General features: G+C 58.4%; 13 protein-coding genes. 8 read left to right on the top strand and 5 right to left on the bottom strand.

Features of this window, described 5'->3' with window-relative positions; genetic code table 11:
- Positions 1-531: 531 nt before the first annotated feature.
- Positions 532-825, top strand: coding sequence for a fructose-bisphosphate aldolase (locus ACW9JC_RS05115; protein ID WP_457453958.1), 294 nt, complete (start codon positions 532-534; stop codon positions 823-825).
- Positions 826-876: 51 nt separating this feature from the next.
- Here the strand turns inward: ACW9JC_RS05115 and ACW9JC_RS05120 are convergent, their stop codons facing one another.
- Positions 877-1,347 (bottom strand): anti-virulence regulator CigR family protein, encoded by a 471-nt coding sequence (locus ACW9JC_RS05120; RefSeq protein ID WP_338586325.1) that lies wholly within the window; start codon positions 1,345-1,347, stop codon positions 877-879.
- A gap of 129 nt (positions 1,348-1,476) precedes the next feature.
- Here ACW9JC_RS05120 and ACW9JC_RS05125 point away from each other — a divergent pair, with 129 nt between their 5' ends.
- Entirely contained in the window at positions 1,477-2,385 is a 909-nt protein-coding gene (locus ACW9JC_RS05125) for an alpha/beta fold hydrolase (protein WP_457453959.1), read from the top strand.
- A gap of 93 nt (positions 2,386-2,478) precedes the next feature.
- Positions 2,479-2,904: a hypothetical protein gene (locus ACW9JC_RS05130; RefSeq protein WP_445177300.1), complete on the top strand. Its 426-nt coding sequence runs from the start codon at positions 2,479-2,481 to the stop codon at positions 2,902-2,904.
- Positions 2,905-3,154: 250 nt separating this feature from the next.
- Here the strand turns inward: ACW9JC_RS05130 and ACW9JC_RS05135 are convergent, their stop codons facing one another.
- The 4 genes from ACW9JC_RS05135 to ACW9JC_RS05150 form a co-directional block, all read right to left on the bottom strand.
- The gene (locus tag ACW9JC_RS05135) at positions 3,155-3,703 is read right to left on the bottom strand and encodes a cupin domain-containing protein (protein ID WP_338586321.1); all 549 of its coding nucleotides are present in this window, start codon (positions 3,701-3,703) and stop codon (positions 3,155-3,157) included.
- 282 nt (positions 3,704-3,985) lie between these two features.
- Positions 3,986-5,284, bottom strand: a complete 1,299-nt coding sequence (locus tag ACW9JC_RS05140; protein WP_448107426.1) for an NAD(P)/FAD-dependent oxidoreductase — start codon at positions 5,282-5,284, stop codon at positions 3,986-3,988.
- A gap of 52 nt (positions 5,285-5,336) precedes the next feature.
- Entirely contained in the window at positions 5,337-6,827 is a 1,491-nt protein-coding gene (locus ACW9JC_RS05145) for an aldehyde dehydrogenase (RefSeq protein WP_457453961.1), read from the bottom strand.
- A gap of 210 nt (positions 6,828-7,037) precedes the next feature.
- Positions 7,038-8,414 (bottom strand): glutamine synthetase family protein, encoded by a 1,377-nt coding sequence (locus tag ACW9JC_RS05150; protein ID WP_046042407.1) that lies wholly within the window; start codon positions 8,412-8,414, stop codon positions 7,038-7,040.
- A gap of 281 nt (positions 8,415-8,695) precedes the next feature.
- Between ACW9JC_RS05150 and ACW9JC_RS05155 the strand changes: the two genes are divergently transcribed.
- From ACW9JC_RS05155 to ACW9JC_RS05175, 5 genes are all read left to right on the top strand, one after another.
- Positions 8,696-9,457: a gamma-glutamyl-gamma-aminobutyrate hydrolase family protein gene (locus ACW9JC_RS05155; RefSeq protein WP_457453962.1), complete on the top strand. Its 762-nt coding sequence runs from the start codon at positions 8,696-8,698 to the stop codon at positions 9,455-9,457.
- 260 nt (positions 9,458-9,717) lie between these two features.
- A complete protein-coding gene (potA, locus tag ACW9JC_RS05160) occupies positions 9,718-10,860 on the top strand; it encodes a polyamine ABC transporter ATP-binding protein (RefSeq protein WP_416127255.1) in 1,143 nt (380 codons plus the stop codon).
- A 29-nt stretch (positions 10,861-10,889) separates the two neighbouring features.
- Positions 10,890-11,771 carry an ABC transporter permease subunit gene (locus ACW9JC_RS05165; protein ID WP_448109890.1) on the top strand — a complete coding sequence of 294 codons (882 nt, stop codon included), beginning with the start codon at positions 10,890-10,892 and terminating at the stop codon, positions 11,769-11,771.
- The gene (locus tag ACW9JC_RS05170) at positions 11,768-12,652 is read left to right on the top strand and encodes an ABC transporter permease subunit (protein WP_075944841.1); all 885 of its coding nucleotides are present in this window, start codon (positions 11,768-11,770) and stop codon (positions 12,650-12,652) included. Before ACW9JC_RS05165 ends, ACW9JC_RS05170 begins: the two co-directional genes overlap by 4 nt.
- A gap of 143 nt (positions 12,653-12,795) precedes the next feature.
- Positions 12,796-13,893, top strand: a complete 1,098-nt coding sequence (locus tag ACW9JC_RS05175; RefSeq protein ID WP_457453965.1) for a polyamine ABC transporter substrate-binding protein — start codon at positions 12,796-12,798, stop codon at positions 13,891-13,893.
- Positions 13,894-13,960 lie beyond the last annotated feature (67 nt).

A 13,960-nucleotide genomic window follows, 5' to 3' on the forward strand; every position in this document is an offset into this window, starting at 1 on the left:
ATGGGCTGGCGAATGCGGTGATAGCAACGTGACATCCGACGAACGTTAGATTTTAGGTCTGTAAAAGCTGTAGGAAACTTCCTTTTGTGGCGAGGGAGCTTGCTCCCGCTGGGATGCGAAGCGGCCCTAGTCCCTACTAGCTCATTTCCTAAGACTTGTCGGAGTGCCCGGTTTTACGACGGCTACGCCGCCGAGCGGGAGCAAGCTCCCTCGCCACAATACCCTGGTGCGGTCCTACAGCCCGGTGGTGACCCGGTTGAAGGCATCAAAATCGCCGCTTATTGTGAGCCTCGTCGCTGACCGCAGTTAGCGATTGGGTTTCGCAGCCCAAGAGCAAACAACCTGACACCGTCAAATAACAATTCTGGCAGAATTCGCCAGCGTTACGTTTTATGGCGGTTGTGCGTGGGAGACCTTCGGGTCTGCCGGGTTTGGGTGTGGCTCCGGTCTGCGAACCCACGTGCAGCTGCCACCCAATTGATTCGCAGCGAAAAGGTGGCTCTTCCATATCTTTTAGAGAGAACTATCTAAATGACAATGAACACTCCACCCCGCCGCTTCATCCCCTTGAAACAATTCGCCACCGACTACCCCGTCCTCCTGATCGACAACCAGGCCCCCATCCGCGAACTCCACAACTGCGTCAGCGAACGCCTCAACGCCGTCCTCCAATACCTCAACCTCATGGCCTGCACCAGCCTCCCCGACTACGCCGAAAACGACATCAACACCGTCACCAACATTTCGCGGATTCTGCTTCAGGATGTGCGCGATGTGTTTGCGGTGATTGAGCAACGGGGGTTTGAGGTGCCGAAGGGCCAGTGACCAAACTCAAGACGAAAAAAACCCGCATCACTGCGGGTTTTCGCGCAAACGTTAATCAAACACCCCATTTAGCACCTCATAGATAAGCCCGGTGGCCAACGCAACCAGGATCAAATCCGTGCCGACTTGCTGCCACTCATACCCGTCGTAATGCGGCAGTCTACCAATCAACCGGCCATCGAGTTTCTTCGCAATGCCGGGCGGAAGCGGCTTGCCGCGAGCAAGGTTTTTTTGGATACCCGGTGGCAATGAAGGTCCGGGGCTCCAGTAATCGCGGTAGCCATCAACAATACCGATGACGCTTGAGCGATTGATGCTCGGGCCATTGTCCCAATCGCTGCCGCCGGATTTTTTACCTTTGTTGCCTTGCCCGCCCTGGTTGCCATGGTCCTGGGCATTTTGCGAATTGCCCTTGCCGTTGCCCTGCCCCTTACCGTTACCGGGGTCGGCCAGAGCAGTCACCGAACCGTAAACCAACGCCACGCTTGTAACCGCCGCAATCAACGATCGAGACCTGATCATGAGTCGTTCCTTCGCGCCGGGAGTATTCCCTGAAATTTAGACGCTGTTGAGGAAGTTGGTTCCATTCGATCATCCGCTGCGAAAGCGGCTACGCTCAGCATTTCCACGACCCTGTCTGGAGACAGTGCCATGATTCGCACCCTGCTCACCGCTTTCACGCTGCTCGCCCTGAACCTGCCGGCACATGCCGCCGTCATGCCGTTCCCCGAAGCCTTCCGCATTCAGGACATTCCCGTCGACGGCGTGACGATGCACGTGCGGGTCGGTGGCAAAGGCCCGGCCGTGGTGCTGTTGCATGGTTTTGGTGATACCGGCGATATGTGGGCGCCGCTGGCTGCCGATTTGGCGAAGGATCACACCGTCGTGGTGCCAGACCTGCGCGGCATGGGTTTGTCATCGATTCCCGAGGGCGGTTATGACAAGAAAACCCAGGCTGGCGATATTCGTGGGGTATTGGCCGCGCTGGGCATCGAGCATTCAGTGGTGATCGGCCACGACATCGGCACCATGGTCGCTTTCGCTTATGCCTCGCGCTATCCGCAACTGACCGACCGCCTGGTGGTGATGGACGCGCCGGTGCCGGGCATTCCACCGTGGAACGACATCGTTCGTTCGCCAATGCTGTGGCACTTCGACTTCGGCGGGCCGGACATGGAGCGCCTGGTGGCCGGGCGTGAGCGCATCTACCTGGATCGCTTCTGGAACGAATTCGCCGGCAACCCCGCCAAGGTCGATGAAGAGATCCGCCAGCACTACGCCAAACTCTACGCCCGCCCCGGCAACATGCGCGCCGCCTTCGCGCAGTTCCGCAGCATTCGTCAGGATGCCGTGGATAACGAAGCGTCGATGGCAAAGAAACTGAACATGCCGGTGCTGGCCATCGGCGGGGAAAAATCCTTCGGCGCCAATGAAGCGATCGTGATGCGCAATGCTGCAGACAAGGTCACGGAAGTAGTGATTCCCGGGGCCGGGCATTGGTTGATGGAGGAAGCGCCGACGCAGACCATTGCTGCGATTCGCGGATTTATTGAGAAGTGATGTCGTGAGTACCGCAAACTCACTTTTTTACACCCAAAAAAAGGGACACCGATTGGCGTCCCCATTTGTCGTCAGCGCTAAACAGTTCAATCAATGCTTCATGGCTTCACACTGATTTCGCAGGTCCTGGTTATCGATTCCCCCGCAACTGCCACTGCCGGTCTTGGCTTCGCAGAACCTGCGCTGGTCCTGATTATCGATGCCACCGCAACTTCCGCTGCCTGTTTCCGCCTCGCACATTCTGCGCAGATCCTGATTGTCGATACCGCCACAGCTGCCACTACCGGTCTTGGCTTCGCAGTACCTGCGCTGATCCTGATTATCGATCCCCCCGCAACTTCCGCTTCCCGTCTCTGCCTCGCACATTCTGCGCAGATCCTGATTGTCGATGCCGCCGCAACTGCCACTGCCGGACTTGGCTTCGCAATACCTGCGCTGATCTTGATCGTCTATGGCGCCGCAACCATTGGCAAAGGCATGTCCGCCAATACCAAACATCAACAACATCGCAAGCACTAGTCTCATCACACACTTCCTTGGGCTTACCAGGAAACAGCCTGGCACTGCTTGATCCGGTTTTAATGAGCGTCGCGACACGCTATCAAATTGACATCAACCTTTGAAAAAGTTCCGGGACCGGTTCGAGCCACAACGACACAGGTCGTTGTGTTGCACTCTTCAGAACGAGACGCATAAAAAATCCGATGCCTGAAAGGGCATCGGATTTCTTATCAACCATGGTAATTACAGTGTCCGTCAGCAAGCGAAATCAGAAATTCGCCGGCGTATTCGCACTGATGATTTCCGCCTCATCCGCGCCGATATTGCGAAACCGGTGCGGCAAGGTCGTCGGGAAGTAATAGCCATCCCCGGCATTCAACACACTGATTTGCCCATCGACGGTCAACTCAACCGTACCCCGTGTCACCAACCCGCACTCCTCGCCTTCGGAATGCACGATCGGCTCTTCCCCGGAGCTGGCGCCCGGTGCGTATTGCTCGCGCAGCAACCGCATCTGCCGGCTCGGTACCGAAGCGCCAATCAACAGCAGGCGCAGGCCATGGCGGCCCAAGTCCGGTTGTTCACTGGCGCGGAAAACGTATTGGTGTTCGCGCGGAGGCTGGTCGAAAGTGAAGAAGTCGGCCAGGGACATGGGGATGCCTTCGAGCAGCTTTTTCAGGGAACTGACGGAAGGACTGACGCGATTCTGTTCGATCAGGGAAATGGTGGCATTGGTGACGCCGCTACGCCGGGCCAGCTCGCGCTGGGACATTTTGTAGCTTTCGCGTACTAATTTGAGTCGTGAGCCCGTGTCCATGACAGCCTTATGTGCGTACCGCGTAAGGGTAATGGGGGTGGAGAGCAGGCGCGGATCACGCCTTTTTCCGGTCCCGGAAACGTGAAAGGCGGCTATTAAATCACGTTTGTGGGTGTTGCTGTAGGAGCAAAGCTTGCTCGCGAAAGGGGTGTATCAGGCGACTTGATGCTACCTGATCTGACGCTATCGCGGGCAAGCCTTGCTCCTACAATTGGGCTGCGGCGAGCCGAAAAATAAAAGACCGGCGGTACCTTTTAAAGGCCACCGCCGGTGAGGTAACGCTTAGATGCCGAAACGGTCGCGCAGCGAGTAGTACACAGCGCCCATGGCGGTCAGCGGCGCGGAGAAAGTGCGGCCGCCGATCATTGGCATGTGCGGCAAGGATGCAAACGCGTCGAAACGCTCGGCGTCGCCGCGGATCATTTCCGAGATCAATTTGCCGGCCAGGTGCGAACAGGTCACACCGTGGCCGCTGTAGCCCTGCATGTAGTAGGCGTTTTTCTCGATACGACCGAATTGCGGCATGCGTGACATGGTCAGCAGGAAGTTGCCGGTCCAGCGATAGTCGATCTTCACGTCCTTGAGTTGCGGGAAGGTCTTGAGGATTTTCGGCTTGATCAGTTGTTCGATGTCGTCCGGTTCACGGGCGCCGTAGACCACGCCGCCGCCGTACAGCAAACGGTTGTCGGCGGTGAGACGGTAGTAGTCGAGCAGGTAGTTGCAGTCTTCGACGCAGTAGTTGTTCTTGATCAGGCTGCGCGCTTGCTGCTCCGACAACGGCTCGGTGACGACGATCTGCGAACCGCACGGCATGCTTTTGCTGGTCACGCGGTTGTCGAGACCTTGCGGCAGGTAGGCGTTACCGGCGATCAGCAGGTACTTGGCCTTCACCACGCCTTTTGCGGTGCGCACGGTGATCGGTTCGCCGTAGGTGATTTCCACCGCCGCCGACTGTTCGTAGATCTTGCCGCCCAGGCCGATGATCGCCGAGGCTTCACCGAGGGCCAGGTTCAGCGGGTGAATGTGGCCGCCCTGCATGTCCAGCAAGCCGCCGACGTAGGCATCGGAACCGACTTCACGCTTGATCTCGGCTTCGCCGAGCAGCGTCAGGTTTTTGTTGCCGTAGCGTTCCCAGCTCTTCTTCTGCTCGGCCAGGCCTTTGAGTTGCTTCTTGTTCATCGCCGCGAAAATACCGCCCGGGCGGTAGTCGCACTGGATGTCGTAGTGCTGTATGCGCTGACGGATGATGTCGGCGCCTTCGAAAATCATGCTGCCGAGGACTTCGGCGGTCTTGTCGCCATAGCGCTCTTCGATCACATCGACGTCGCGGCTATAGGAGTTGACCAGTTGGCCGCCGTTGCGACCGCTGGCGCCGAAGCCGACTTTGGCCGCTTCGAGCACGGTCACGCTGTAGCCCGCTTCGGCGAGGAACAGCGCCGAAGACAGACCGGTGTAACCGGCGCCGATCACGCAGACGTCGCAGTCCACTGCGCCTTCCAGCACCGGGAAATCGCCGGTGAAGTTGCGAGTGGCGGCGTAGTAGCTGTTTACATGCTGTTGGGTTGAAGAGTTCTGTTTCATACGTTTCTCCGATGGCCGCCGCAGAACGCAGGCGACCGTCGCTTTATTGTTGTTAGAGCTTGATCCAGGTCGCTTTGAGTTCGGTGTACTTGTCGAACGCATGCAGCGATTTGTCGCGACCGTTACCCGACTGCTTGAACCCGCCGAACGGCGCGGTCATGTCCCCGCCGTCGTACTGGTTGACCCAGACGCTGCCGGCACGCAGGCCGCGGGCGAAGGTGTGGGCCTTGCTCAGGTTGCTGGTCCATACACCGGCGGCCAGGCCGTAGATGCTGTCGTTGGCAATCGCCAAGGCTTCTTCAGCGGTATCGAAGGTAATGACCGAAAGTACCGGGCCGAAAATTTCTTCCTGGGCGATGGTCATGGCATTCGTCACGCCATCGAAAATCGTCGGTTCCACGTACTGGCCACCGGTGTTTTCGAGGGTGCGGCTGCCACCGGCGATCAACTGAGCGCCCTGCTCTTTGCCGATCCCGATATAGCGCAGCACGTTGTCCAGCTGACGCTGGTCGACGACCGCGCCGACTGTGGTCGCAGGATCGAGCGCATGACCTGGTTTCCACGCTTGCAACGCTTCCACCAACAGCGGAATGAACTGCTCGCGGATCGAACGCTCCACCAGCAGACGCGAGCCGGCGGTGCAGACTTCGCCCTGGTTGAACGCAATGGCGCCGGCCGCAGCCTGTGCTGCCGCGCGCAAATCCGGCGCATCGGCGAACACCACGTTGGCGCTCTTGCCACCGGCCTCAGCCCACACGCGTTTCATGTTGCTTTGCCCGGCGTAGATCATCAGTTGCTTGGCAATCGCCGTGGAGCCGGTGAAGGCCAGCACGTCGACGTCCATGTGCAGCGCCAGCGCCTTGCCGACGGTGTGACCGAAGCCAGGCAGAACGTTGAACACGCCTTTCGGAATGCCCGCGTCCAGCGCCAGTTGTGCGACGCGGATCGCGGTCAACGGGGATTTTTCCGAAGGCTTGAGGATGAACGAGTTGCCCATCGCCAGCGCCGGGGCGAATTTCCAGCTGGCCATGATCAACGGGAAGTTCCACGGCACAATGGCCGCCACCACGCCGGCCGCTTCGCGCGTCACCAGGCCCAGTTGATCCTGAGGCGTGGCGGCGACTTCATCGTAGATCTTGTCGATGGCTTCGGCGGTCCAGCGGATCGCGTTAGCGGCCGCCGGAATGTCGATGCTCATGGCGTCGCTGATCGGCTTGCCCATGTCGAGGGTTTCGAGCAGCGCCAGTTCTTCCTGGTTGGCCAGGATCAGATCGGCGAAGCGAATCAGGATGCGCTTGCGCTCAGCCGGGGCCAGATTGACCCAAACGCCGGATTCGAAAGCGCGGCGTGCGACGGCGACGGCGGCATTGGCATCGGCTTCATCGGTGCTGGCGACGTTCGCGAGGAAACGGCCATCTACCGGGCTGATGCATTCAAACGTCGCGCCGCTGGCGGCTGCGCAGTATTGACCGTCGATGAAGGCACGGCTTTCGATGGTTAGGGACTGGAAGCGTTGCTCCCAATCGCTGCGGGTGATTGTCATGGTTGTGACTCGACGCAGGAAATAGAGTGATCGTCGGACCGATGCCCGCCCAATCAAAAAAATTGAAATGCGATCCCTGTGGGAGCTGGCTTGCCAGCGATGGCGTCATCACAGTCAACATTGATGGCGTCTGATCCACCGCAATCGCTGGCAAGCCAGCTCCCACAGGTTTGGCGGCGCACACACAAATTGTGTACGCCGCCAACGCCATCAAACGGTATGCAAGTACCAGTTGTACTCAAGGTCCGAAATGGAGTTTTCGAACTCGGCCAGCTCGCTTTCCTTGCACGCCACGAATACGTCGATGTACAGCGGGTCGATGTACTTGGCCATGACTTCGCTGTCGTCCAGCTCGCGCAGTGCATCGCGCAGGTTGTTCGGCAGGCTTTGCTCGTTCTGCTCGTAGCTGTTGCCTTCCACCGGGGCGCCCGGCTCGATCTGGTTGGTCAGGCCGTGGTGAACACCGGCCAGTACCGACGCCATCAGCAGGTACGGGTTGGCATCGGCACCCGCTACGCGGTGTTCGATGCGCACCGAGTCTGGCGAACCGGTCGGCACGCGTACCGCTACGGTACGGTTGTCGATGCCCCAGCTCGGCGAGTTCGGCACGTAGAACTGTGCGCCGAAACGACGGTACGAGTTGACGTTCGGGCAGAGGAAAGCCATCTGCGCCGGCAGGGTCTCGAGCACACCGCCGATCGCGTGACGCAGCGCGGCGTTCTGCTCGGGATCCTCGCTGGCAAAGATGTTGTTGCCTTCTTTGTCGAGAATCGAAATGTGCACGTGCAGACCGTTGCCCGCCTGGCCCGGATACGGCTTGGCCATGAAGGTGGTGTCCATCTCGTGGTCGTAGGCGATGTTCTTCACCAGACGCTTGAGCAGGACCGCGTAGTCGCAAGCCTTTATAGGGTCGGCCACGTGATGCAGGTTGACTTCGAATTGCGCCGGGGCGCTTTCCTTGACGATGGCGTCAGCCGGGATGCCCTGCTCTTTTGCGCCTTCGAGGATGTCTTGCAGGCAGTCGACGTATTCGTCGAGGTCGTCGATCAGGTAAACCTGGGTCGACATCGGACGCTTGCCGGATACCGGCGAACGTGGCGATTGCGGACGACCGTTCACGTTGTCCTGGTCGATCAGGTAGAACTCGAGTTCGAACGCGGCGCAGATGGTCAGGCCCATGTCGTCGAACTTGCGCACGACATTGGCCAGCACTTCACGCGGGTCGGCGAAGAATGGCTGGCCTTCGAGTTCGTGCATGGTCATCAGCAGTTGCGCGGTCGGGCGCTTTTGCCATGGCTCGATGCTCAGGGTTCCGGGGATCGGGTAGCAGATCCGGTCGGAGTCGCCGATGTCCAGACCCAGGCCGGTGCTTTCCACCGTGGAGCCATTGATGTCCAGAGCAAAGAGTGACGCCGGCAGGTTAATGCCTTTCTCGTAAACCTTATGAAGACTGGTGCGCTCGATGCGCTTGCCGCGCACCACACCGTTCATATCCGCAATCAGAAGGTCGACGTACAAAACCTCAGGATATTTCTTAAGGAATGCGTTTGCTTCGTTGAGTTGAACGGTACGCAGAGGGACCGACATGTTGCACCTATTTAGCTGTTAATTATTATGTTCACTGCCCTTTCACGAGCCCAGTCAATCCGAAAGGCAAAGTGAAGTCAATAGCGAACACTCAGCCTTTGAACGTTTATTTTCGGGCCTCTCAGAGGCACGAGAGTGCCAGATCAGCCTTGAAACGCGCGTAAATCCTGAGGATCGGACGTGCGGCGTTTAGAATTTTTTACATGGGAGTTGTTAATTAAAATCAACAAGGCTAAGCTCCAGAAAAGCTCGTTCAAGTGTGAAACTTCGAGGTGATAAAAATGGCATTCAAGCCATTGATCGGCGTTACTGCATGCGTCAAACAGATTGGCCTGCACCCCTACCATGTCAGCGGCGACAAATACTTGCGTGCTGTCAGCGTTGCGGCGCTGGGGCTGCCCGTCGTCATTCCTTCCCTGGCTGAACTGACCGAAATCGAGGACCTGCTGCCGCAGCTCGACGGTCTGTTGCTGACCGGCTCGCCATCGAACGTGGAACCCTTCCACTATCAAGGCCCCGACAGCGCCCCCGGCACGGAACATGATCCCCAGCGGGATCGCACCACCCTTCCCCTGATTCGCGCGGCGATTGCCGCTGGCGTGCCGGTGCTTGGCATCTGCCGTGGCTTCCAGGAGATGAACGTGGCGTTCGGTGGCAGCCTGCATCAGAAAGTCCATGAGCTCCCCGGCTTCCTTGATCATCGCGAAGCCAATCATCCGGACCTGGCGGTGCAATACGCCCCGGCCCATGCGGTGAATGTGCAACCCGGCGGTATGTTCGAAGCGCTGGATCTGCCTGCGGTGTTCCAGGTCAACTCGATTCACAGCCAGGGCATCGACCGCCTCGCTCCGGGCCTGCGTGCCGAAGCCGTCGCACCCGATGGCTTGATCGAAGCGATCTCGGTCGAACACAGCAAAGCCTTCGCCCTCGGCGTGCAATGGCACCCGGAATGGCAAGTGCTGGACAACCCTCCTTACCTGAGGATTTTCCAGGCGTTCGGCGAAGCGTGCCGGCAACGGGCGGCGTTGCGTAATTTGCGCTGACTCAAACCACTAGCACTCGATTTACTGCCCCCGTGAACAAGACGGGCGTGTCTTTGCGCGCCCGCCGTTCACGACAACAACACACTGCAATAACAACAAGTACTACCAGGCAGCCAGGATGGCGGCGCCGAATAAACCCGAAATGTATGGATAACCCTGTAGGAGCAAAGCTTGCTCCCACAAGAGCCATACCGGGTTTGCAATCAACTATTAAGTCAGGCCGCGTTGGCCCGACGACTGAAACCTGTTGGGAGTTTCACATGGCAAACGCCTCCAGCATCTACAGGAAGGCTCTTGAAGGTCACCAGGCACCGAAAAAGGTGTTGGTGAAAGTCGACCGCGTCACCAAGAAATTCGACGAAACCACCGCTGTGGACGATGTGTCACTGGAAATCCATCAGGGCGAAATCTTTGCCCTGCTCGGTGGTTCCGGTTCCGGTAAATCGACGCTGCTGCGCATGCTCGCCGGCTTCGAACGCCCGACCGAAGGCCGGATCCTGCTAGACGGTGTCGACATCACCGACATGCCGCCGTACGAACGTCCGATCAACATGATGTTCCAGTCCTACGCACTGTTCCCGCACATGACCGTGGCACAGAACATCGCCTTCGGCCTCAAGCAGGATCGTTTGTCCGCCAGCGAAATCGACGCCCGCGTCGAAGAGATGCTGCGTCTGGTGCACATGACCCAATACGCCAAGCGAAAACCCCATCAGTTGTCCGGAGGTCAGCGTCAGCGTGTGGCGTTGGCCCGCTCCCTGGCCAAGCGTCCGAAGCTGCTGCTGCTCGACGAACCGATGGGCGCGCTGGATAAAAAGCTGCGTTCGCAGATGCAACTGGAGCTGGTGGAAATCATCGAGCGCGTCGGCGTGACCTGCGTGATGGTGACCCACGACCAGGAAGAGGCCATGACCATGGCCCAGCGCATTGCGATCATGCACTTGGGCTGGATCGCCCAGATCGGCAGCCCGGTCGACATTTATGAAGCACCGGTGAGCCGCATGGTCTGCGAGTTCATCGGCAACGTGAACGCCTTCGACGGCACCGTGGTGGAAGACCTCGAAGGTCACGCGATCATCCACAGCCCGGACCTGGAGCAGAAGATCTACGTCGGTCACGGCGTCAGCACCTCGGTGCAGGACAAGTCGATCACCTACGCGATCCGCCCGGAAAAACTGCTGGTCAGCACCACCAAGCCGGATGCCCGCTACAACTGGTCCAGCGGCAAGGTGCATGACATCGCCTACCTCGGCGGCCACTCGGTGTTCTACGTCGAACTGCCTGGCGGCAAAGTCGTGCAGTCGTTCATGGCCAACGCCGAACGCCGTGGCGCGCGTCCGACCTGGGACGATCAGGTCTACGTGTGGTGGGAAGACGACAGCGGCGTGGTACTGCGCGCATGAGAACCTTCAATCAGCAATTCCTGCGCCTGGTGCCCAGTGGGCGAAACCTGGTCATCGGCATTCCGTTCGTATGGCTGTGCCTGTTCTTCATGTTGCCGTTCTTCCTGGTGATGAAGATCAGCTTTTCGGAAGCGGCGCTGGCCATTCCGCCCTACTCGGAGATCTACACCTTCGCCGAGCAGAAATTCAATCTGCTGCTCAACATCGGCAACTACACGTTGCTGGGCGAAGACGAGCTGTATCTCTCGGCTTATCTTGGTTCGTTGAAGGTTGCGTTGTTCAGCACGCTGGCATGCCTGGTGATCGGTTTCCCGATGGCCTACGCCATTACCAAAGCCAGCAAGGAAGCGCAAAACGTCCTGATGCTGCTGATCATGATGCCGACCTGGACCGCGATCCTGATCCGCGTTTATGCGTGGATGGGCATTCTCAGCAACAACGGTTTGCTCAACGGTTTCCTGATGTGGACCGGCCTGACTTCGCACCCGATCGAGATCCTCAACACCAACACCGCCGTGTATATCGGCGTGGTGTATGCGTATCTGCCGTTCATGATCCTGCCGCTCTACGCCAACCTTGTTAAGCATGATCAGAGCCTGCTGGAAGCCGCGTCGGACCTGGGTTCGAGCACCTTCAACAGCTTCTGGAAAATCACTGTGCCGCTGGCCAAGAACGGCATCATCGCCGGCTGCATGCTGGTGTTCATTCCGGTGGTTGGTGAGTTCGTGATTCCGGAATTGCTGGGCGGCCCCGAGACGCTGATGATCGGTCGCGTACTGTGGCAAGAGTTCTTCAATAACCGCGACTGGCCGGTGGCATCCGCCCTGGCGGTGGTGATGCTGTTGATCCTGATTGTGCCGATTCTGCTGTTCAACCGCAGCCAGGCCAAAGAGATGGAGGCACGGGGATGAAACGCTTCGGATTTTCAAAGTTCATGCTGATTTTCGGCTTGTCGTTCATCTACCTGCCGATGCTGATTCTGGTGATCTACTCGTTCAACGCCTCGAAGCTGGTGACGGTGTGGGGTGGCTGGTCGTTCAAGTGGTACGCCGGCCTGCTCGACAACTCGCAGCTGATGGGTTCGGTGGTGCGCTCGCTGGAAATCGCCTGCTACACGGCGATTGCAGCAGTCGCACTAGGGACATTAGCCGCGTTCGTCCTGACCCGCGTCACTCGCTTCAAAGGCCGCACGCTGTTCGGTGGCCTGGTGACCGCGCCGTTGGTAATGCCTGAGGTGATCACTGGTCTGTCGCTGTTGCTGCTGTTCGTGGCCATGGCGCAGTTGATCGGTTGGCCGATGGAGCGTGGCATCGTCACGATCTGGATCGCCCATACCACGTTTTGTGCCGCTTACGTCGCAGTGGTAGTCTCCGCCCGCCTTCGCGAGCTGGACCTGTCCATCGAAGAAGCGGCCATGGACCTCGGTGCGAAGCCCTTCAAGGTGTTTTTCCTGATCACCATTCCAATGATCGCGCCGTCACTGGCAGCGGGCGGCATGATGTCGTTTGCCCTGTCGCTGGATGACCTGGTGTTGGCGAGCTTCGTGTCGGGCCCAGGCTCCACGACCTTGCCGATGGAAGTGTTCTCGGCGGTACGTCTGGGCGTGAAGCCCGAGATCAACGCCGTGGCCAGTCTGATCCTGTTGGCCGTATCGATCGTGACCTTCATGGTCTGGTATTTCAGCCGCCGCGCCGAAGCCAGCCGTAAACGCGCGATCCAGGAAGCGATGGACCAGACCGCCAGCGAATCGTGGCAACAACCTAAAAAGCAAATGCTGGAAGCCACCGCTTAAATGCAGGAGCTGCCGCAGGCTGCGATCTTTTGATCTTGCTTCCAAAAATCAAAAGATCGCAGCCTCGTTTCACTCGACAGCTCCTACAGGTTGATTGAAATTTTGTTTTGCGTATTTGAATAAAAAAGAATGGAGTTGTACCGATGAAAATGTTTGGCAGGACTCTGCTGACACTGTCCTTATTGGGCGCGATCGCCTCGGGCGCCCAGGCCAATGACAAGGTTCTGCGCGTCTACAACTGGTCGGATTACATTGCCCCGGACACCGTCAAGAAGTTCGAAGACGAGACCGGGATCCAAGTGACCTACGATGTGTTCGACAGTAATGAAACCCTTGAAGCGCGCCTGCTGGCGGGCAAATCCGGCTACGACATCGTCGTGCCGTCCAACAGTTTCCTGGCCAAGCAGGTCAAGGCTGGCGTCTATCAGGAGCTGGACAAGTCGAAGCTGTCGAACTGGAAAAACCTCAATCCGGTGCTGCTGAAAAACGCCTCTGCCAGCGACCCGGATAACGCTCATGCCTTCCCGTATATGTGGGGCTCGATCGGCATCGGTTTCAACCCGGAGAAGGTCAAGGAAGTGCTCGGCGCCAACGCCCCGACCAATTCCTGGGACTTGCTGTTCAAACCGGAAAACGCGGAAAAACTCAAAGCCTGCGGTATCAGTTTCCTCGATTCGCCGACTGAAATGATCCCGGCTGCCCTGCACTATCTGGGCTACCCGGTGAACGACCAGGACAAGGCGCACATCGCCGAAGCCGAAGCATTGTTCATGAAGATTCGTCCGTCGGTGTCGTACTTCCATTCGTCGAAGTACATCTCCGATCTGGCCAACGGCAACATCTGCGTGGCCGTCGGTTACTCCGGCGACGTGCTGCAAGCCAAGGCCCGCGCCGAGGAAGCCGGCGACAAGGTGAAGATCGATTACAGCATCCCGAAAGAAGGCGCCGGCAGTTTCTACGACATGGTTGCCATCCCGCGTGATGCAGCAAACGTCGAGAACGCTTACCTGTTCATGAACTTCCTGATGCGCCCGGACATCATTGCCGAGATCACCAACAACATCGGCTACAGCAACGCCAACGCGGCGGCGACGCCACTGGTGGATGAAGCGATTCGCAACGATCCGGGTTCGTACCCGCCGGAAGCGGTGATGGCAACGCTGTATGCCATTCCTGATCAGCCGATTGGCGTGCAGCGGATCATGACTCGGGGTTGGACCAAGGTGAAGCTCGGTAAGTAACTGATACACACAATGCCGCATTTGTAGGAGCTGCCGCAGGCTGCGATCTTTTGATCTTGATTTTGAA

It is taken from the genome of Pseudomonas sp. SDO5591_S426 (assembly GCF_054070755.1).